General features: G+C 55.8%; 16 protein-coding genes. 10 read left to right on the top strand and 6 right to left on the bottom strand.

The window, feature by feature from the left end; translation table 11 throughout:
• Nucleotides 1–150: 150 nt before the first annotated feature.
• Nucleotides 151–1,485: a two-component system sensor histidine kinase EnvZ gene (gene envZ, locus BIT28_RS18190; protein ID WP_075766351.1), complete on the bottom strand. Its 1,335-nt coding sequence runs from the start codon at nucleotides 1,483–1,485 to the stop codon at nucleotides 151–153.
• Between the two features lie 14 nt (nucleotides 1,486–1,499).
• Nucleotides 1,500–2,219: an osmolarity response regulator transcription factor OmpR gene (gene ompR / locus BIT28_RS18185; protein ID WP_075766349.1), complete on the bottom strand. Its 720-nt coding sequence runs from the start codon at nucleotides 2,217–2,219 to the stop codon at nucleotides 1,500–1,502.
• A gap of 422 nt (nucleotides 2,220–2,641) precedes the next feature.
• On the opposite strand from ompR, the gene BIT28_RS18180 reads away from it, so the two are divergent.
• The 3 genes from BIT28_RS18180 (at nucleotide 2,642) to greB (ending at nucleotide 6,465) form a co-directional block, all read left to right on the top strand.
• Nucleotides 2,642–3,685, top strand: coding sequence for an SGNH/GDSL hydrolase family protein (locus tag BIT28_RS18180; protein ID WP_075766347.1), 1,044 nt, complete (start codon nucleotides 2,642–2,644; stop codon nucleotides 3,683–3,685).
• Nucleotides 3,682–5,784, top strand: a complete 2,103-nt coding sequence (locus BIT28_RS18175; protein WP_075766345.1) for a methyl-accepting chemotaxis protein — start codon at nucleotides 3,682–3,684, stop codon at nucleotides 5,782–5,784. Before BIT28_RS18180 ends, BIT28_RS18175 begins: the two co-directional genes overlap by 4 nt.
• 210 nt (nucleotides 5,785–5,994) lie before the next feature.
• Complete coding sequence (greB, locus tag BIT28_RS18170; RefSeq protein WP_075766343.1) at nucleotides 5,995–6,465, top strand: transcription elongation factor GreB; 471 nt, start codon at nucleotides 5,995–5,997, stop codon at nucleotides 6,463–6,465.
• Between the two features lie 18 nt (nucleotides 6,466–6,483).
• On the opposite strand, the gene BIT28_RS18165 is transcribed toward greB, so the two are convergent.
• Nucleotides 6,484–7,374 carry a LysR family transcriptional regulator gene (locus BIT28_RS18165; protein ID WP_075766341.1) on the bottom strand — a complete coding sequence of 297 codons (891 nt, stop codon included), beginning with the start codon at nucleotides 7,372–7,374 and terminating at the stop codon, nucleotides 6,484–6,486.
• A gap of 157 nt (nucleotides 7,375–7,531) precedes the next feature.
• Here BIT28_RS18165 and BIT28_RS18160 point away from each other — a divergent pair, with 157 nt between their 5' ends.
• The 7 genes from BIT28_RS18160 to BIT28_RS18130 all read left to right on the top strand — a co-directional run bounded on the left by BIT28_RS18160 (nucleotide 7,532) and on the right by BIT28_RS18130 (nucleotide 17,245).
• Nucleotides 7,532–7,924 (top strand): RidA family protein, encoded by a 393-nt coding sequence (locus BIT28_RS18160; RefSeq protein WP_075766327.1) that lies wholly within the window; start codon nucleotides 7,532–7,534, stop codon nucleotides 7,922–7,924.
• Between the two features lie 76 nt (nucleotides 7,925–8,000).
• Complete coding sequence (locus BIT28_RS18155) at nucleotides 8,001–9,449, top strand: aldehyde dehydrogenase family protein (RefSeq protein WP_075766325.1); 1,449 nt, start codon at nucleotides 8,001–8,003, stop codon at nucleotides 9,447–9,449.
• A gap of 9 nt (nucleotides 9,450–9,458) precedes the next feature.
• Nucleotides 9,459–10,448 carry a membrane dipeptidase gene (locus BIT28_RS18150; RefSeq protein ID WP_075766323.1) on the top strand — a complete coding sequence of 330 codons (990 nt, stop codon included), beginning with the start codon at nucleotides 9,459–9,461 and terminating at the stop codon, nucleotides 10,446–10,448.
• A 90-nt stretch (nucleotides 10,449–10,538) separates the two neighbouring features.
• The gene (locus BIT28_RS18145) at nucleotides 10,539–12,116 is read left to right on the top strand and encodes a BCCT family transporter (RefSeq protein ID WP_075766321.1); all 1,578 of its coding nucleotides are present in this window, start codon (nucleotides 10,539–10,541) and stop codon (nucleotides 12,114–12,116) included.
• A 116-nt stretch (nucleotides 12,117–12,232) separates the two neighbouring features.
• Nucleotides 12,233–13,960: a hypothetical protein gene (locus BIT28_RS18140; protein WP_075766319.1), complete on the top strand. Its 1,728-nt coding sequence runs from the start codon at nucleotides 12,233–12,235 to the stop codon at nucleotides 13,958–13,960.
• Nucleotides 13,957–14,697 carry a DUF3726 domain-containing protein gene (locus BIT28_RS18135; protein WP_342743783.1) on the top strand — a complete coding sequence of 247 codons (741 nt, stop codon included), beginning with the start codon at nucleotides 13,957–13,959 and terminating at the stop codon, nucleotides 14,695–14,697. The genes BIT28_RS18140 and BIT28_RS18135 overlap by 4 nt, the downstream gene beginning before the upstream one ends.
• 211 nt (nucleotides 14,698–14,908) lie before the next feature.
• Nucleotides 14,909–17,245, top strand: coding sequence for a Tex family protein (locus BIT28_RS18130; protein WP_075766317.1), 2,337 nt, complete (start codon nucleotides 14,909–14,911; stop codon nucleotides 17,243–17,245).
• Between the two features lie 164 nt (nucleotides 17,246–17,409).
• Here BIT28_RS18130 and BIT28_RS18125 read toward each other — a convergent pair whose 3' ends face one another.
• From BIT28_RS18125 to bioH, 3 genes are all read right to left on the bottom strand, one after another.
• Entirely contained in the window at nucleotides 17,410–17,871 is a 462-nt protein-coding gene (locus BIT28_RS18125) for an ATP-dependent Lon protease (protein WP_075766315.1), read from the bottom strand.
• Nucleotides 17,872–17,909: 38 nt separating this feature from the next.
• Complete coding sequence (locus BIT28_RS18120; RefSeq protein WP_075766313.1) at nucleotides 17,910–18,278, bottom strand: hypothetical protein; 369 nt, start codon at nucleotides 18,276–18,278, stop codon at nucleotides 17,910–17,912.
• Between the two features lie 112 nt (nucleotides 18,279–18,390).
• Nucleotides 18,391–19,155, bottom strand: coding sequence for a pimeloyl-ACP methyl ester esterase BioH (bioH, locus tag BIT28_RS18115; RefSeq protein WP_075766311.1), 765 nt, complete (start codon nucleotides 19,153–19,155; stop codon nucleotides 18,391–18,393).
• Between the last annotated feature and the right edge of the window lie 65 nt (nucleotides 19,156–19,220).

Raw genomic sequence — 19,220 nt, 5'->3', positions numbered from 1 at the left:
GCATAGGCTAACGGTTCTCGCTCGACTGAGCCCGTAGAGGACTTTCACCTCCTAGAACAACGCCATGCTCGGCGCACAATAAAAAGCGAGAGCCTCTTGGCTCTCGCTTTGATTTTGACGTTTGCTTTTTCAGGATAAATTCCGGTTTAGCTATTTTTTGCTGATCACCAGCGGCAGGCTAACCTGTACTTTCAAGCCTCCGGCACTGCGGTTGGTCACCATAATCGCCCCTTCATGCTGATCGATGATCCGCTGCACGATAGCCAGACCCAGTCCAGTCCCCTCGGCTTCACTGCCCCGAGCTGTGTCACCCCGGGTCAGAGGCTGGAACATCTTGGCAACCTGATCCGGCTCGATACCGGGGCCGTCATCCTCGACACAGAACCAGGCCGTTTTGCGATCAGCGGTTACCCCACTGGAAAGCTTGACCCAACCGTTACCGTAGCGGATCGCATTGACAACCAGGTTGGCCATCGAGCGTTTGATTGCCACGGCATTGGCACGCACGATACCGGGAATATCACCCTGCTCGAACTCAATATCACGCTCATAGCCCCCTTCCGCCTCGGCCACTTCCTGCAGCAAGAGGTTCAAATCCAGATCCTCTTCCTCCAGCTTCTTGGTCGACTTCAGGTAATCCATGAACTGACTGATGATCTCGTTACACTCCTCGGTATCCTTAATCATGCTCTCGGCCAGATAACCATCTTCCGGCGACATCATTTCTGTCGCCAGACGGATCCGGGTCAGCGGGGTGCGCAAATCATGGCTGACCCCGGCCAGCAACAGTGCCCGGTCATCTTCCAGCTGCTTGATCCCCTCGGACATCCGGTTAAACGACTTGGTTACCGCACGAATTTCCGATGCCCCTCTTTCCGGCAGGTGTGGCGGCGTTTCACCGCGGGCCACCTGCAGGGCTGCCTGCTCCAGCGCAACCAAGGGCCGGTTCTGGATCCGGATGAAGAGCCAGCCACCGGCGATCACCATAAAGGCGATGATCAGGCTGTAATGAAACAGAGGCGAGAAATCCTCCTCCTGCAACTCCGACAACGGGATCCGCATAAAGTAACCCGGCATCGCATCGCACCGCATCCACAGCACATAACTGTCGGTGCCCAACACCAACCGGACTTCGGTGGGTGCACCGAGCTCACGGGTCATCTCTTCACTGAGGTACTCGATACGGGTCGCCTGTTCATATTCGCTCAGATCGGGGCTGTCTTCGAGATGCAGTGTCACCCCAAGCTGCTCGAGCAACTGTCGGCGGACAGGGGGATCAAGGTGGAAGGTCTGGCCGTCGGCCAGCTCGACATCCTCACGCAGCATCAGCCGCACTTCATAGGCCAGAATACGGTTGAACTGCTGCAAGCTGGGCAGCAGCGCATAATTCAGGACAGCCAGATAAGAAAAAATCTGGCTGGCAATCAGCAACCCAGCCAGAAGAATCAGTGTACGGGTAAATGTACTGCGCGGTGACATCCGCATCATTATTGCCTCACTTAGGCCTCGCTACCGTCAGGAACAAAGACGTACCCTAGCCCCCACACGGTCTGGATATAGCGTGGCCGGCTCGGATCTTCCTCTATCATCCGACGCAAACGGGAAATCTGTACATCAATCGAACGCTCCATCGCCGAGTACTCTCGGCCACGGGCCATATTCATCAGCTTGTCGCGGGACATCGGCTCACGCGCATTGGTGACCAGCGCCTTGAGCACCGCAAATTCACCGGACGTTAGCGGCATCGACTCTTCGCCGCGGAACATCTCACGGGTACCCAGGTTTAACCGGAACTCACCAAACTCAATGATTTTACTGTCAACACTCGGCGCCCCGGGTGCTTCTATGGTCTGGCGACGCAACACAGCACGGATCCGGGCCAGCAGCTCACGCGGGTTAAACGGTTTTGGCAAATAATCATCCGCCCCGACCTCGAGGCCGACAATACGGTCAACTTCATCACCTTTGGCGGTCAACATCAGGATTGGCAGCATGTTGTTGGCATTACGCAACCGACGGCAAATCGACAGGCCGTCTTCACCCGGCAGCATCAAATCAAGCACCATCAGATGAAAAGTTTCACGTGATAACAAGCGGTCCATCTGCTCACCGTTGGCCACGCTTCTGACCTGGAAGCCCTGCTCCGACAAGTAACGCTCCAACAGTGCGCGAAGGCGCATATCATCATCAACAACCAGAATCTTGAAATTTTCCTGCATATCTCACCTTACCTGCATCGACAATATATCGAAATCTCTTCATATCTTACTCGACAACAGCTGATAGACGCTGAACAGTGCTGCTAAATCATACCCCAAATTGTTACAGAGTATGTCGTGTGTTCACCATCCCGGCGGAAAGATGCGAATTCGATCTAATTTCCACCGCCAATAACACCATCCACACCATAACGAGTCAAAGTTAACTCATAAGTCAGGAATATTTATCCTTACCCATTGATAAATTTGATAATAGAAAACCTTTCCATATAATCCGACCAAATCAACTATTTGCACTGAGCAAATACGAACAGATAAAACATGCAGTGCAATAGTTTTTATCTGCATCCGGGTGAAAACATGCCCGTCCGACATAACAACAATGCTTCCTCCACTACGTCAAACAAACAGATAAGTACAATATGAACAAGTTTACAGTACCTGCTCTTCTTACTCTTTTACCTTTGAGCCTGCACGCCGCGGATTTTAATGCGATCTCAAACTTCGGGGACAGCCTGTCCGATATGGGCAACAAGCACCTTATCACTGTCGATATGAACCAGGCGACCTCCGGTAATATCGGTATCCGGGCATTGGAACCCAACGTCAACGGCCGATTCAGCAACGGACCGGTCTGGACCGAATACCTGGCGACCTTTCTCGATATGCCGGCCCCGACACGCGCCCACGGCCGCATTGAAAGCACTCTGGTATTAACCGGCTCGGACGGCAAACAAGTCCGCTACCAATACCAGGATCAGCCGCTGGCCGGGACCAACTGGGCAACCGGTGGAGCCATGTCCGGACCGGGCCGCTTCCTCGATATTGATGCCGCCAACGGCTTCACCGCCAACTCCGGCCTTGACGTGCTGTCAAACAGCGGCCTGCAAATTCAGCAACGCATTCACAACAAAGGGCAGTTCAGCGGCAGTGAGCTGGTAAGCTATATGAGCGGCACCAACAACTTATGGTTCACCCTGTTTGGCGATCTCGGCCAGAGCGGTGACAAGGCCGCCGCCCTTGCCCTGAAAGATATCGAATCCCTGATTGACGCAGGGGCCACGCAAATCCTCGCGGCAAACATTCCCAACTTTGTCGATGCGCCATGGTTTGCCGGCCAGCAAAACAAAGCCAACCAGTTTATCGGCCAGCACAACCAGGCACTCAAAGCCGGTCTGGAAAAACTGGCGTCAACCCATCCGGACATCAAGATTTTCCACTTCGACGCCTTTGCCGCGTTTGACAAGGTGATCAACGAGGTAAAACAAAACGGCCAGTACCATGATGCCAACCTGGCTGTCACCATCACCGATGTCACCGGTGAAGCCTACAGCTACGCCAGTGGCAAGGTCATTGCCAAGCCGAACAACAACCTGTACTGGGACGGCCTGCACCCGACCACAGCAATGCATAAAGTGATCGCCAAGGATGCCGCCAACCTCGTCAAAGCCGGAATAGCATTATGATTTCACTCAATTCTATACGTCATCAGATCATACTCGGCGCAGCCAGCTGCCTGTTTTTCTCGCTCGTCGCGGTACTCCTGGTCGGACTGAAATACTCCGGCCATCTAGAGGACATGGTGCACAGCAAAACCTATAACTTTGCCGACAGCACGCTGACCGAACTGCTGGAGGAAACCAGCAAATTTCACTCCGAGCAGATCCAAAACCAGCTCTCGGTCGCCATGAACTCGGCAGAAGCCATGGCCAGTGTCGTCTCGGGTATGGCAGGGGCGACTGACAAGCCAAACAGACTGAGTCGCGAAGACCTCTCGCTGATGGTCCGTGATCTGCTGGCCGGTAACCAGAAGTTCCTGGGTGCCTATATCGCTTTCGAACCCGACGCCTGGGACGGCAAAGATTCGACCTATGAGTCCATCGACGGCAAGGGCCAGTTCAACGTCTACTGGACCCGCGGCAGCGATAACCAGCTCAAGCCCTCGGCGGTAGATTCCGATCGCTTTTATATTCAGGACCAGACCAAAACAGGTACCCGCGTCAGCGAGTGGTATCTCTGTCCGCTGGAAACCGGGCGCAGCTGTCTGATCGACCCCTGGGCCTATGATGTGCAGGGCAAGCAGGTGCTAATGGCCAACCTGGTCACCCCGATCAAGGCTAACGGCCGTACTATTGGTATGCTCGGCATAGACTTGTCGGTCAACTTTATCAACGAGCTGGCACTCAAGCTTCAGCGCGATAAGTTCGGTCCGAACTCCCATGTCAGTATTATCACCTACCGCGGGGTGGTCGCCGGGGATACCAACCCCGTCTCCCCGCTCGGCGAGGTACTGTCTGACTGGAACCAGCGCAAAGCCCAGTTCCAGGCCGGCAAGCAAATCTGGAACTCGACAGAGGAATTCTCCAGCCTGGTGACACCAATCCGGGTCGGCAATACTGATACACCGTGGATGCTGTGGATCTCGGTCCCCAAGGCTGAGCTGCTAGCGGATATCAATGCCCTGCAGCGCGAGCTGAACAGCTCGTTCGGAGACTTCCTCAACAGTCAGCTGATTGCAGGCGTAGTGATCTCCCTCTTTGCCCTTGGAATGCTATATGTGATGGCCAAGCGGATTTCCACCCCGATTCAGCAAGTGGTGGATATCGTCCGCCAGCTCGGTCAGGCCGGCGGCGATCTAACCTATCGCCTGAATGTCACCAGAAAAGACGAAACCGGTTCGCTGATGCATGGGCTTAACACCCTTATGGCTTCGCTCCAGGGGATGATCCGCGATATTGCCGGCTCGGTAGAAAACCTCAAGTTGTCTGCCAACCGCTCGGCCGGTATCGCCGAAACCTCGCACCAGGGCGTGCAACAACAACGCCAGGAGTTGGAACAAGTCGCCACCGCCATCAATGAAATGGCCTGTACTGCCAGCGAGGTCGCCAACAATGTGGCCAATACGGCCAGCTCGGTGGAAGAAGCCAACCAGGCGATCACACGCTGTAGCGACGTGGTCAATGACAGTGCCAGCATGATCAGCCAGCTCGGAGAGGAGATGGAGCGCTCCACGGAGACCATTGTTGAGCTGGAGACCCAGAGCCACCAGATCAGCAGCATTCTCGAGGTAATTCGCAGCATTTCCGATCAGACCAACTTGCTGGCGTTAAATGCCGCGATAGAAGCCGCCCGTGCCGGCGAGCACGGCCGCGGGTTTGCCGTTGTTGCCGATGAGGTTCGCCAGTTGGCTTCCAAGACGCAGAACTCGACGGAAGAAATCCAGCAGATGATCGACCGCTTCCAGAGCCAGATACAGCTGACCGTTGAAGCGATTTCCAACGGCCAGACCTATAGCCGCAACAGCATCGAAAGCAGTCGCACCGCGGTCATGGAGCTTGAGGCGTTGATGGCAACCACCTCGACCATGCAGGAGATGGTCTGCCAGATCGCCACCGCGGCTGAGGAGCAGCATCAGGTCACGGAGGATATCAACCGTAATATCAGTGCGATCACAGATATCACCGGCAAGGCCGCCCAGAGCGCGGAAACTTCCAGCCAGGAGGCAAAGGGGATGCTGACACAAACCAGCGACGTGGAAGATAAGCTGAACAAATTTAAATACTAACGTTTATCTGGTCGACTGTTACCCTACCAACCAAAGGCGAGAGGATTTCAATATCTCTCGCCTTTTCTTCTTTCTTTTCCAGCTTATTTCGCCGCTTTCCAGAAAAAATCGAAGGGTGATGAAACAGTCGCAATTCGAGTGCGGAGATTGACCTCACCGTCAAAGCGTTAGAAGATTTATCCAGCCTACAACCAGATTCGGATCCACACCATGAAAACCAACCTGATTACGCGCGAGGGGTATACCAAGCTCAGAGAGGAATTAGACTTCCTGTGGAAGGAAGAACGGCCGGAAGTGACCAAGAAAGTCACCTGGGCTGCCAGCCTGGGCGATCGCAGCGAAAACGCTGACTACCAGTACAACAAGAAGCGCCTGCGGGAAATTGATCGCCGGGTACGCTTTCTGCGCAAACGGCTGGAAATCGTCCAGGTCGTTGACTATTCCCCGCAGCAGGACGGCAAAGTCTTTTTCGGTGCCTGGGTCGAGATCGAGAACGATGACGGCGAAACCAAAACCTTCCGCATTGTCGGACCGGATGAAATCTATGGCCGCAATGACTATATCTCCATCGACTCGCCGATGGCGAGGGCGCTGCTGAAAAAAGAGGTCGACGACGAGTTCGAGGTCAACACCCCGGCCGGCAAGAAAGAATGGTTCGTCAACAGCATCCGCTATACCTGACAGCTCACTACAAGCTCTTTACTGCGCATATTCCCGGTCTTGCAACTGCTCGCAGCACAGGGCATAGAATGCATTGGCCGCCGGCGAAATGTGGCGGTCAAACAGACGGAAAATCCCAATCTGCCGCTCCACTTTAGGATCGACCAGAGGCCGCCACACCAGCGGCGTTTCGGTCTCGGGAAACGCCAGTTTGGGCAGTGTCGTGACCCCAATCCCTAGCGACAATACCGAAAACAAAGAAGTAATGTTTTCCACGGTATACAGCGCGCTTTCACTCAGGACCCGGGCCGGTGTCGGATCCAGCAGCTTACAGGTGCCATTTTTGATAAACGGAAACGCCGTGACCTGGCGCCACTTCACCCCGTCGGCCATTGCCGCGATGGGATGATCCTGCAAGCACACCACCCCCAGCCGATCAGACAGCAAAGGAGTAAAATCAATCCGCTCGTCGTTAACATGCAGGCAGTTGCCTAGCGCCAGGTCAACTTCCCCGGCCAGCAGCCTTGCCTCAACCCCGGCGGCATTATCATCAACCAGCGATACCTCAACCTGCGGATAGCTTGTACTGAACTGTGCCAGCACCTTGGGGATCAGCTTTGCCGCCACCGACGGCACGCAGGCAATCCTAACCTGCCCCTGCTGACCGATAGCCGCTGCCCGCAAGTCACTATCCAGCGCCTGATATAACCGAAGAAACTGATCGACTTTCGGCAGACAGACCTCACCATAAGGGGTCAGTTTGGCTTTATGGCCAGACTCAAACAAAGGCTGACCAAGGATTTTTTCCAGCTCTTTGACCGACGTCGACAGCGCCGCCTGAGAACGGTTCGCCTTGGCGGAAGCCGCCCGAAAGCCCCCCTCCTGCACAACCAGCGAAAAATGCTTCAGCTGCTGTAGCTTCATATCCATATCATTGTCCTTATTGATACCTGCAATACGATCAATTCACCGTCTCTTTTGATAAAAAAAACTTATCAAGTGTCAGAAATAAACCATTCGATTTATCACCCTATTATGTGCATTATTTAACCATATTGAAACATTTTCGTTACATCACAGGTGAGATATGTCAGCCACAACAAAGAAAGCCGTCCCTACATCACTGTTTGCCTCGAAGGCCCCTCTGGAGTGGGCTGTCGTCAACAACGGCACCCTATACACCGCACAGATACCTATCGATCAGTCCGGCAGCGTCGTCGAGGGCGGAATTGAAGCCCAGACCCGCCAGACCCTGGATAACCTGGTCCATACCCTGGAATGCGCAGGTGTTTCTACCGATGCCGTCCTCCAGGTACTGATTTATGTGACCGACCGTAGCTACCTGGCTACCGTCAACAAGATTTACGCCGATTATTTCAACGCCCCTTACCCTAACCGTGCCGCCGTTGTTGTTGCCGGGCTGGCACGGGAAGAGATGCTTGTCGAACTGGTCGTCTACACTGCCGTCGGTGATCAATGACAGACAGATCTAGCACTACGAATAAAGGTTGATCAGAAACCCAGATCAGATCACGCACTATTTCAAGGACAGTCCCATGACATTTGACGCAGAAAAAGCCCTCTACATTGCCGGTGAATGGCAGTCAGGCACAACGACTATCAGCAACATCAACCCGTCGGATATCAGCCAGAACCTCGGGGAATTTGCCCAGGCCAGCCAGCAGCAGGTTCAGCATGCTATCGATGCCGCCAGAACGGCACAGCCCGAGTGGGAAAAAACGCCGCTGGAACAAAAACAGAAAGTACTGCAAGCCATCGGCGACGAGCTGATCGCCCGCTGTGACGAGCTCGGTACCTTGCTCTCCAGCGAAGAAGGCAAGCCCTTTGCCGAGGGGCGCGGAGAAATCTACCGTGCCGGTCAGTTCTTCCAGTACTACGCGGCCGAAGTGCTGCGTCAGATGGGTGATATTGCCGAGTCTGTTCGTCCGGGAGTCTCGGTCGAAGTCAGCCGGGAAGCCGTTGGCGTCGTGGCTATCATTTCGCCCTGGAACTTCCCGACAGCCACAGCGGCCTGGAAAATTGCCCCGGCACTAACCTTCGGCAACAGCGTGATCTGGAAGCCGGCCAACCTGACGCCAGCCAGTGCCGTTGCCCTGACTGAAATTATTCACCGCCAGGGCATGCCGGCAGGGACTTTCAATTTGGTGCTTGGCAGTGGTTCCGAGGTTGGCAATACCCTGATCAACTCCGATCAAATCAATGCCGTCAGCTTCACCGGCTCGGTTGATACCGGCCGTAAGGTCGCTGCCGCCACAGCCCCCAACTTTGTTCGCTGTCAGCTTGAAATGGGCAGCAAGAACGCCCTGGTCGTTGCCGACGATGCCGATATCCACACAGCTGTCGAGGCAACCATCATGGGTTCCTTTTCCGGCGCTGGCCAGAAATGCACTGCCTCGTCACGGCTGGTAGTGGTTGACAGCATCCATGATGCCTATGTCGAGGCACTCATCAAGCGCATGAGTACGCTCAAAATCGGCCATGCCCTCGAAGACGGGGTCTTCATGGGGCCGGTAGTCGATGGCAACCAGCTGCAGTCAAACCTGGACTGGATTGAAAAGGCCCGCCAGCACGGTGCTGAGCTGGCCTTCGGCGGCGAAAAGCTCGGCCTGGAACATGACGGCTATTACATGGCCCCCACCCTATTCCTTGGTACCGAGAACCACTGGGACGTCAACCAGGAAGAAGTCTTTGCCCCGATGGCCAGCGTTATTCGTGTCGCCGATCTGGATGAAGCCATTGCCACCGTCAACGATACCCGCTTCGGCCTGACCGGCGGCATCATTACCCAGAGCCTGCGGACCAGTGCCTTGTTCAAGCAACAGGCACAAACAGGCTGTGTCATGGTGAATCTGCCAACGGCAGGAACGGACTATCACGTTCCGTTTGGTGGCCGCAAGCAGTCAAGCTTTGGTCCCCGCGAGCAGGGCCAGTACGCCAAAGAGTTCTACACCGTAGTAAAAACTGCCTACCAGCGCCCTTACTAAGGAGCTTCTATGTATCAGGATCGCATCATCATCGACGGGCTGCAGTACTGCAACTGGGATCGAGCCTACTTTGAAACGCTCAAGGCCAGCGGGATCACCGCGGTACATGCCACGCTGGTGTATCACGAAACCGCCCGCGAAACCCTTACCCGTTTTGCCGAGTGGAACCGCCACTTCGAGCAACACAGCGACCTCATCATGCCGGTGATGAGCATGGCCGATATAGAGGCTGCCAAGGCAGCAGGAAAAGTCGGTATCTTCTTCGGGGCCCAGAACTGCTCGCCGATAGATGATGAAATAGGCCTGATCGAGGTCATGCGCAAGCAGGGGCTGCTGATCATGCAGCTCACCTACAACAACCAGAGCCTGCTGGCGACGGGTTGCTATGAGCAGGAAGACAGCGGGGTCACCCGCTTTGGCAAGCAGGCCATTGCGGAGATGAACCGGGTCGGGATGATCATCGATATGTCACACAGTGCCGAGCGCTCGACCCTAGAGGCGATTGACCTGTCAGCCCGGCCAATCTGTATCAGCCATGCCAACCCGGCCTCGGCCCACGACGCCCTGCGCAACAAATCCGACGAGGTCATCAAGTCGCTGGCCAGCCGCGGCGGCCTGCTGGGCTTCAGCCTCTACCCGTTTCACCTGCCGGACGGCAGCCAGTGCTCATTGGAACGCTTCTGTCAGATGATTGCCGACACCGCAAATCTGGTCGGGGTGGAACACCTAGGTATCGGCAGCGATCTTTGCCTCAACCAACCGCAGGCAGTGCTGGAGTGGATGCGAAACGGCCGCTGGTCGAAGGCCATGGACTATGGCGAAGGCTCATCCAGCAATGCCGGCTGGCCGGATGCTCTGCCCTGGTTCTGTGACAACAAAGGGATGGAGAACATCTATAACGGCCTGTTGAAACAAGGATTCAGCGACACGGAAACAAGCCAGATCATGGGAGGAAACTGGTTCAGCTTCCTGAAAGACGGCCTTGCGCCCGCCAAATAACTGACCGCCTGCCCATAACTATACTCTTACGCAGGCCGTCACCATTACGTTTTTTGCCCATGCAAATCCGATAACGTCTGGAGACATTGTATGTCCGACATCATGAACACAGCTAAAGCACAGCCTATGACCCGTCATCCATCGGCAAAGCAGCAAACCGCATCAGACAAACTGGGACTGAAAAGCCCGGTGCAATGGCTGAGCGGTGGGTTTATCGCCCTGTTCGTTGCCCTCGCCCTGTATGACAATGCCCTGCTCTCCACCTTCGTCAATACCGGTTTCTCCTGGTCGGTTACCTTTTTTGGCCCGTACTGGCAAATCTTGCTGCTACTGACCTTTTTGATCGGCCTTGCCCTTGCCGCAGGTAAAACCGGCCATGTCAGACTGGGACGTCTGGATACACCGGAAATCGACAGCTTCCGCTGGATAGCCATCCTGCTCTGCACCCTGCTCGCCGGTGGTGGCGTATTCTGGGCGGCGGCAGAGCCGATTGCCCACTATGTCAGCCCGCCGCCGCTGTATGGCGTGCCTGACAGCCCGTGGCAGACCGCCATCAATGCCTTGTCGCAGTCGTTCATGCACTGGGGATTCCTGGCCTGGGCCATTACCGGCAGCCTGACTTCCATCGTCCTGATGCACCTGCACTATGACAAAGGACTGCCGCTTCAGCCTCGCACCCTGCTGTACCCATTGCTGGGTGAGCGCGCACTGAAAGGGGCGATGGGCAACACCATCGATGCCTGCTGTATCATTGCCGTTGCAGCCGGCACCATCGGCCCTATCGGTTTCCTTGGCCTGCAAATCAGCTTTGCCCTGAACTCGCTGTTCGATATTCCCGATGGCTTCACCACCCAGTTCATCATTATCCTTTTTGCCATCGCAATCTATACACTGTCGGCGCTGAGCGGGCTAAACCGCGGGATCCAGATCCTCAGCCGCTGGAACATCATTCTGGCCGTTGCGCTGATGGCCTACCTGCTACTGGTTGGCCCGACGGGCTTTATTATTAACGGCTACCTGCAGGGTGTCGGTGCCATGCTCGACAACTTCGTACCGATGGCAACCTACCGCGGTGACGAAGGCTGGCTCAGCTGGTGGACGGTATTCTTCTGGGGCTGGTTCCTGGGTTACGGCCCGATGATGGCCATCTTTATCTCCCGCATTTCTCGCGGCCGCACCATTCGCCAACTGGTTATGACACTGAGCATCATTGCTCCGCTAATCACCTGCTTCTGGTTCACTATCGTCGGTGGCTCCGGGATTGCCTTTGAGATTGCCGATCCGGGCTCGGTGAGCAAAGCCTTCGAAGGCTTCAACCTGCCGGGTGCCCTGCTGGCCATCACCCAGCAGCTGCCGTTCCCGTTAATTGTCTCTATCCTGTTCCTGATCCTGACGACTATCTTTATCGTCACCACCGGAGACTCGATGACCTATACCATCAGTGTTGTGATCAGCGGCGAGACAGAGCCCAATGCGTTTATTCGTACTTTCTGGGGGATCATGATGGGACTGACAGCAATCATCCTGATCTCGCTGGGATCAGGCGGGGTCTCTGCCCTGCAATCCTTCATAGTCATTACCGCAGTGCCTGTTTCACTTATCTTGCTGCCGTCACTCTGGGACGCGCCAAAGCTGGCACTCAAGATGGCAAAGGAACAAGGCTTATAAGCCACGCACTGCCCTACACCACGCTTTACAGCTAAGGTCAGGCAGCCTGTCGAGCTGCCTTCCATAATAAATAATGAGCCGTTACCGGCTCAGACAACTTGGATATGGTGAGCAAAATGGATGCACATCGTTGTACTGGAACCCAACCACAGCTACGTCACCCGGATACCGTCATGGCCCCGGAGCGACTAGGCGCCATGCATCAGACCCGGATCAGCTTCGTCAGGAGCCTGATCCGCCGGATGGCCAATCAGCACTGGCAAGTTAGCCAATATCACTGGGCTTTGTCCGAGCTCGGATTCGGTACGGCGATCTATCGCCTGCAAACACCCGAGAACCACTACCATCTGGTAGTCTTTTCCGATGCCATCGCCGATGAAGAGCGTAACGACCGGGTTATCGCGGAAAAGTGGGATATCACTTTCGCCCTGGTACAAGGCGATGTAGACGATGCGCTATTGACCCAGCTGCAAAGCAATGTGCCGCTCCAGGAAGCCGGCAGGAACTCCAGCAAAGTGCTGGTACTTGCACGAGCCAACAAAAGCGTCCGGGTGTTTGACCATCTGGTCGAATCCCTGTCCCGGGGCCGCCAGCCTGACAGCCAGGTACTCGCCAGTGTCGGCTATATTCTGCGTACCACCGCCGTTTACGGTAACGGCAAGTTTGGTATTGCCGACTTCGAGATCTTAAAAAACAACTGCGACTTCAACCTTTCCTTTAGCGCCCAGATGTGCGCCGTGTATATGTTGCGCCAGTTCAGCCTCGACTGGATCCACTTTCTTGCCCGGCAGCAAGGTGGCGATAAGGCCGTCGAGCTTGCACGCCCCCTCCAGCGATATCTGGGTGTCGGCAATGCAACCGGACTGGGCATGGCACCATACCTCATCAACCACCCCCGCATCGTCGATCAATGGTTGTCCGAGCGGGAAAAAGCCGTCGCCGCTATCAGTGGCAAGTCAGTCACTCCGGCGGGTTGCAAGACAATAATTCCGCTGCTCCAGCGCGCCTGCCTGCACCTGCAGCAGGTCATTACGATTGACGACCACCAGCGGACATTGAACCACCAGGCTGTCAGTGACCTCGAGGCGGTGATCCGTTCGCTGCCCGTCGCAGCAAAACAGCATCAAGTCTGGCAGCACTGGCTGGAGCAGAATCAACGCTATAGCTACGAGGCACAGGAGATTGCCCTGGCCTGCCTGCTGGAGCTCTACCCCGAGGATGTCGACAACTTTGAAAACACCATGAATGCCGATGAGAATCTAGCCCTGAGCCCGGGTATTACCGTCGGCGATTTGCAGCAGCTGCTCGCCAGCCGGTACCGCTGGGCGCTGGATATCAATTTCAACCAGCCGGAAAACAGCTACTGGTTCTGGTACCGCTCGGAGGACAAGGAAGAACCGCGAATGGGCATCCGGGGTCAGGAGCCGGGCGAGGACCGTGAGCTCGGGCTTGATGTTGCGCGTCAGGTTTACCGCTTGAACCAAGTACTATCGGCAGAATCCGGCCAGTGCTCGCTGGCGGAGTTTCTGCTCAAGCAGCCACAGTTCCGCTCCATTGCCCGGCGCACCTGGACCCTTGGCCATTGCCCGATGGGCGACATTCAGATGAACGTGCTCAGCCAGACGGCACTGCCGATGCATCTCTTGCGCTGTAAGCTGGCCATGTTTGGTGCCACCAAGTTTGACCCGCGCTCGGACCGCTGGGTACGGGTAACCTTTTTCCAGGGGGCTCCCCTGAGCGATGAAATACATGACGGCGAATGGCTATTCCCGCTACTGCCAGTCACCGACACAGCTACCGACACCACTGCCAACACAAGCTCTCAGCCGGAGGACAACGCATGATGCAAGTCTCACACAACGAACTGGTCGTACTGACAGGCAAAGCCTTTACCGGCCTGCGACGTAGCTGTGGTGAAGCCGACATGATTGCCAACATGGTTGCCGACCTGGAAATGGTCGGCCTCAACGGCATCGAACACTTCGTCAAGGCACTTGACTTCCTGCAGCAGGAGCGCGACTGTCCGGTGGATGTCGATGCCACCTCTGCAGCCCAGCTCACAGCCAACCTGCACGGCTGCAGCATTCTCTGTCACCTGCCGACAGTGCTTGATTTCACCCTTGAAAAACTGATTGGCCGAAACAACATTACCCTCGATATCCAGCAATGCCACAACCGCTGGCTGGCCTTTGGCGAGCTGGTCAAGCTGGCTGCCAAGGGACTATCGGTCAAAGCCTCCTGGCACAACGGCCATGCTCCCAAGCATGTCGTGTATGTCCTTAACAAAGGCTGCATCAATCCCGAGCTATTTGTCTCTGCCCGGCCAGCCAAGCAGCCGTCGTGCCTGCATAGCCTGAGGATTGAGATCAGCACCCAGCCTATCCCGTTGCCTTCCGCTGCCGAGTTCGATCACCATATCTCATCGCAGACCCTGGCTGAAACCCAGGCACAAGCCTGGCAGGAAGGCATCACCGTCGATGAAGCCCACTGGCAGCGGATCAAACAGGCTGCCGGCGCAATCCTGGTCGAATCCAGCGATACCTCCCGCCGCGGTGCCGGTGAATCGGAGCCGTCTCTGTAACCCTTTCCCCCGCTTTTCACGAGTTGGCACCTATATTGACCGCTGACTCGTGAGTAAAGCGCGATTCCCCTCGCTCTGAAGCCATATCGCATTCTTGCTCCCAACCGCCTACGCTTAACGGACACTGACACACTCTTAACAGATCACGCCTTGCTACTCCTCCATTCCTCCGTAGAATGGGCGGGTTAACGACAACCAAGAGATACAACGGATGAGCAACGCTATTAATCAGATGATTGCCAGCGAGCTGAATGTTCGCAACGAGCAAATCACAGCAGCAGTCACTCTGTTAGATGACGGTAACACGGTGCCCTTTATTGCCCGCTACCGTAAGGAAGTCACCGGAGGACTGGACGATACCCAACTTCGTAACCTGGAATCCCGCCTCGGTTACCTGCGCGAGCTGGACGATCGCCGCCAGGTTATCCTCAAGTCAATTACCGAGCAGGGCAAGCTGACCCCAGAGCTAGAAGCAGAAATTACCGGGGCCGACAGCAAAACCCGCCTTGAAGATCTGTACCTGCCTTATAAGCCAAAGCGCCGTACCAAAGGACAGATTGCCATTGAAGCCGGCCTGGCTCCGCTTGCCGACACCCTGTGGCAGCAACCTAGCCAGGAGCCGGAAGCCACAGCAGCAGGCTATGTGGATGCCGACAAGGGCGTTGGCGACACCAAGGCTGCCCTTGATGGTGCCCGTGCCATTTTGATGGAACGCTTTGCCGAAGACGCCGCGCTGCTGGACAAAGTTCGCCGCCACCTGCAAAGCAATGCCGAGCTGACCTCCCGCCTGGTTGATGGCAAAGAGCAGGAAGGCGCCAAGTTCAAGGATTACTTCGAATACAACGAGCCGCTGAAAAACATTCCGTCGCACCGTGCCCTGGCCCTGTTCCGCGGCCGGAACGAAGGTTTTCTGCAGCTATCATTGAACGCCGATCCCCAGCAGGAAGAAGGTGTCCGCGGCTCTTACTGCGAAATCATGATTGCCGATCACTATGGCGTGACCCTCGGCAGCCAGCCTGCCGATACCTGGCGCAAACAGGTGATTAGCTGGGCGTGGCGGATAAAAATCCTGATGCACATGGAAACCGAGCTGATGAGCGCACTGCGCGAGAAAGCCGAAGACGGTGCCATGCAGGTTTTCGCCGACAACCTCAAAGACCTGTTGATGGCAGCGCCGGCCGGGCCGCGTATCACCCTGGCGCTGGATCCGGGCCTGCGTACCGGCTGTAAGGTAGCCGTTGTCGATCAAACCGGCAAGCTGCTCGATACAGCCACTATTTACCCGCATCAGCCGCAGCGTCAGGTTGCCCAGTCAGAAGCGACGGTGTTAGCACTGATCACCAAACATAACGTCAACCTGATCGCGATTGGTAACGGCACTGCTTCACGTGAAACAGACAGCTTTGTCACCAACTTGCTCAAAGACAACAACCTGAAAGTCCAGAGTGTGATGGTGAGCGAGGCCGGTGCCTCGGTCTACTCGGCCTCGGAGCTGGCAGCCAACGAGTTCCCTAACCTGGATGTCTCCCTGCGTGGTGCCGTGTCTATCGGCCGCCGCCTGCAGGACCCGCTTGCCGAGCTGGTGAAGATTGACCCGAAATCCATCGGTGTCGGCCAGTACCAGCACGATGTCAGCCAAAGCATGCTGGCCAAGCGTCTGGATGCGGTAGTGGAAGACTGTGTAAACGCCGTTGGTGTCGATGTCAACACCGCCTCACCGGCGCTGCTGACCCGGGTTGCAGGCCTGAACACCACCATTGCCCAGAATATTGTCAGCTACCGCGACGAGAACGGCCGTTTTGATGCCCGTACCACCCTGAAGAAAGTGGCGCGCCTCGGGCCGAAAGCCTTCGAGCAGTGTGCCGGCTTCCTGCGCATCATGAACGGCAAGAACCCGCTCGACAGCTCGGCGGTACACCCGGAATCCTACGCGGTGGTCAAAGCCATTGCCGCCAGCAACGACAAGCCGGTCGATGCCATTATCGGCAACAGCGATTTCCTCCGCGGACTCAAGCCTGCCGAATATACCGATGAAAAGTTCGGTCTGCCGACAGTCACCGATATCATCAGCGAGCTGGACAAGCCGGGCCGCGATCCGCGCCCGGAGTTCAAGACGGCGACATTTGCCGAAGGCGTCAACGAGGTCAAAGATCTGATCCCGGGGATGGTTCTGGAAGGCGTGATCACCAATGTCACCAACTTCGGGGCCTTCGTCGATGTCGGTGTCCACCAGGACGGACTGGTCCACATCTCGGCACTGTCTGACAAGTTTGTGTCAGACCCGCGCGAGGTCGTCAAGGCCGGTGATATCGTCAAGGTGAAGGTGATGGAAGTCGACCTGCAACGTAAGCGGATCGGCATGTCTATGCGCCTCAATGACGAGCCGGGACAGGAGAAGCCTGCCCGCAAACCGCAAGGCCAGCGCCAGCAACCTCGCGAGCAACGCCAGCCGCGTGGCAATAGCAACCGCAGTCACCAGGGTCAAAGCAATAACAGTGCGATGGGGGGTGCCTTTGCCGCGGCCTTTGCCAACGCGAAAAAGAAGTAAATAGTAACGGTGGGCTAGAAACAAGCCTCGAGTGAAAGCAAAAGAGCCAGCATTCTCATGCTGGCTCTTTTTTTATAGGGTCTGCAGACCAAGATTCACAGTCTCAAGAAGTACTCTGCTCTTGCTTTTCCTCGACCTGCTCTTTCTAGGGGCGGAATCAATGCCTACAACACCACCAGATATTCCGTCGGCGGGTTAGGCACGGTGGCCTGTGCATAGCGGTGGGCGACAACCCCCTTGGTTCGCTCGACCTGGCTGATTTTCTCCAGCTCCTCAAGCAAATCTCTCGGCAGCTGAATGTGCATGGAATAGCCCAGCTCGCTCACATCAGCCATATAGCTATCGGCTGACAGCGCCTTGACCAGCTGCTCGAAATCCTCCTGATAGCCGTACTGTTGCTCGGTGACGGCAAGCTCATGATAGTCAGGATGCTCGCTGGGATCCCAGGAAGGCTTTTTTAACTGTTTTTCATCGCTGCTGAGTGGTTTCTCCCGCGCAGATTCGGCGGTTTGGGTCGGTGGGACGATTTTTTCACGAACACGATTATCCCGCGCGACCTGTTCGGTAGGCGGGTTCACTGAAGGAGCTACGGTTGGCGCTCCTACCTGTATTGGGGAAACAATCATGCTGACGCTCTTCTCCGGGCATCAGCTGACGGGGTCAATCAGGCGATTGCAAGCAACACCGTCGCTACCGTACCCAGGGCTGACAGCACTTGCCCTGCAGTATAGAAATCATCGGTATTTTGCTTCACTTCATCGGGGTGATCCATACCCAATGCACCATAGGCGAACGACTCAGCGAGCTGCGTCGTTTGCGTACCATCATCAGCTTCAGTTTTCTGTTTGCCCGTGTCTGCCGCCTGCATGCGTTTCGCCTCCTCGGAGATCGATACGGAGCTTTCGCCGGTTTTCACGGAACGGGTTTGCTCAGCCGTCTGACTCCCTTCATTGGTCTTGGCTGAAGCTGCAGCCGACGCTTTTAGCGTCGCAGGCGAATAAACATTTGTATTCGCAACACTTCCTACTGTCATTATGGCCTCTCTCCTTTACAGAGCAACTCCATTTTTAATGTATCGGCATCATTTTCGAAAAGTTTAATAAAATGTTACCGATGCGCCACACATGACCAGTATTCCGTTAAGCCTATCCGATGAAGGTACGTAGTGCCTTCACAAACTCCTCGGGGTGCGAGATGAACGGAGCATGCGATGCCGCGGCAAACACTTGCCGCTCGGACCGGGGCGCCAGCGCATCCAGTTCGGCAGCAACCTTCACCGGTACCAGGCCGTCAAGCCGCCCGTACAAGCGCAGCCAGGGCTGCGAAATCTGATCCAGCTGCTCGCGTAAATCAACATCAGCCAACAACTGCAATCCGGACGCCAGCGCCTTGGGATTGGGCAGGGGACGCGATAGCACCGCCTGCTTCAGCAATTTGATGTCCTGCCTTGCCGTCGGGCTTCCCATTGCCTGCAGCGCCATAAAGCGCTCGACAGTCAGCTGGAAGTCATCACTCAGCTGGCGCTGAAAATCGTTCAGTACCTGGGGCTTAATACCTCGCCATGTGTTTTCGGCTGCAAAACGCGGGGAACTGGCAACCGTTACCAGTGCATTTACCCGTTCAGGTGCCTGAATGGCAGCCTGGGTAGCCACCAGCCCGCCAAGGGACCAGCCCAACCAAATTGCAGACTCTGGTGAATTTTCAAGCAATTGGTATGCCATTTCTTCAATATTGCCTGCATGATGTTCACGACTGTGACCATAGCCGGGTAAGTCGACCAAGTGAACCCGAAAATGTGGCGTCAGCAATGGCAATAGCTGCTGCCAAACGGCCCCGTTCATGCCCCAGCCATGAATGAGAACCAGATCCGAACCTTGGCCTTCAGTTTGCCAGTGTAGCTTGGCTGTCATTTACACTTCCCTCTATGAATCGCACGAACAGGCAATAATCAGCCCGACAGGATAGTTAGGATGTT

This window comes from Photobacterium proteolyticum, from assembly GCF_001939735.1.
Lineage (GTDB): Bacteria > Pseudomonadota > Gammaproteobacteria > Enterobacterales > Vibrionaceae > Photobacterium > Photobacterium proteolyticum.
Note: the sequence above shows the minus strand (reverse complement) of the source record. Positions and strands in the feature narration are given on the sequence as shown.

What these genes read in the sequence shown, in the direction of transcription:
- envZ (WP_075766351.1), bottom strand. Translation starts at nt 1,485, where the DNA reads ATGCGGATGTCACCGCGCAGTACATTTACCCGTACACTGATTCTTCTG.
- ompR (WP_075766349.1), bottom strand. Translation starts at nt 2,219, where the DNA reads ATGCAGGAAAATTTCAAGATTCTGGTTGTTGATGATGATATGCGCCTT.
- BIT28_RS18180 (WP_075766347.1), top strand. Translation starts at nt 2,642, where the DNA reads ATGAACAAGTTTACAGTACCTGCTCTTCTTACTCTTTTACCTTTGAGC.
- BIT28_RS18175 (WP_075766345.1), top strand. Translation starts at nt 3,682, where the DNA reads ATGATTTCACTCAATTCTATACGTCATCAGATCATACTCGGCGCAGCC.
- greB (WP_075766343.1), top strand. Translation starts at nt 5,995, where the DNA reads ATGAAAACCAACCTGATTACGCGCGAGGGGTATACCAAGCTCAGAGAG.
- BIT28_RS18165 (WP_075766341.1), bottom strand. Translation starts at nt 7,374, where the DNA reads ATGGATATGAAGCTACAGCAGCTGAAGCATTTTTCGCTGGTTGTGCAG.
- BIT28_RS18160 (WP_075766327.1), top strand. Translation starts at nt 7,532, where the DNA reads ATGTCAGCCACAACAAAGAAAGCCGTCCCTACATCACTGTTTGCCTCG.
- BIT28_RS18155 (WP_075766325.1), top strand. Translation starts at nt 8,001, where the DNA reads ATGACATTTGACGCAGAAAAAGCCCTCTACATTGCCGGTGAATGGCAG.
- BIT28_RS18150 (WP_075766323.1), top strand. Translation starts at nt 9,459, where the DNA reads ATGTATCAGGATCGCATCATCATCGACGGGCTGCAGTACTGCAACTGG.
- BIT28_RS18145 (WP_075766321.1), top strand. Translation starts at nt 10,539, where the DNA reads ATGTCCGACATCATGAACACAGCTAAAGCACAGCCTATGACCCGTCAT.
- BIT28_RS18140 (WP_075766319.1), top strand. Translation starts at nt 12,233, where the DNA reads ATGGATGCACATCGTTGTACTGGAACCCAACCACAGCTACGTCACCCG.
- BIT28_RS18135 (WP_342743783.1), top strand. Translation starts at nt 13,957, where the DNA reads ATGATGCAAGTCTCACACAACGAACTGGTCGTACTGACAGGCAAAGCC.
- BIT28_RS18130 (WP_075766317.1), top strand. Translation starts at nt 14,909, where the DNA reads ATGAGCAACGCTATTAATCAGATGATTGCCAGCGAGCTGAATGTTCGC.
- BIT28_RS18125 (WP_075766315.1), bottom strand. Translation starts at nt 17,871, where the DNA reads ATGATTGTTTCCCCAATACAGGTAGGAGCGCCAACCGTAGCTCCTTCA.
- BIT28_RS18120 (WP_075766313.1), bottom strand. Translation starts at nt 18,278, where the DNA reads ATGACAGTAGGAAGTGTTGCGAATACAAATGTTTATTCGCCTGCGACG.
- bioH (WP_075766311.1), bottom strand. Translation starts at nt 19,155, where the DNA reads ATGACAGCCAAGCTACACTGGCAAACTGAAGGCCAAGGTTCGGATCTG.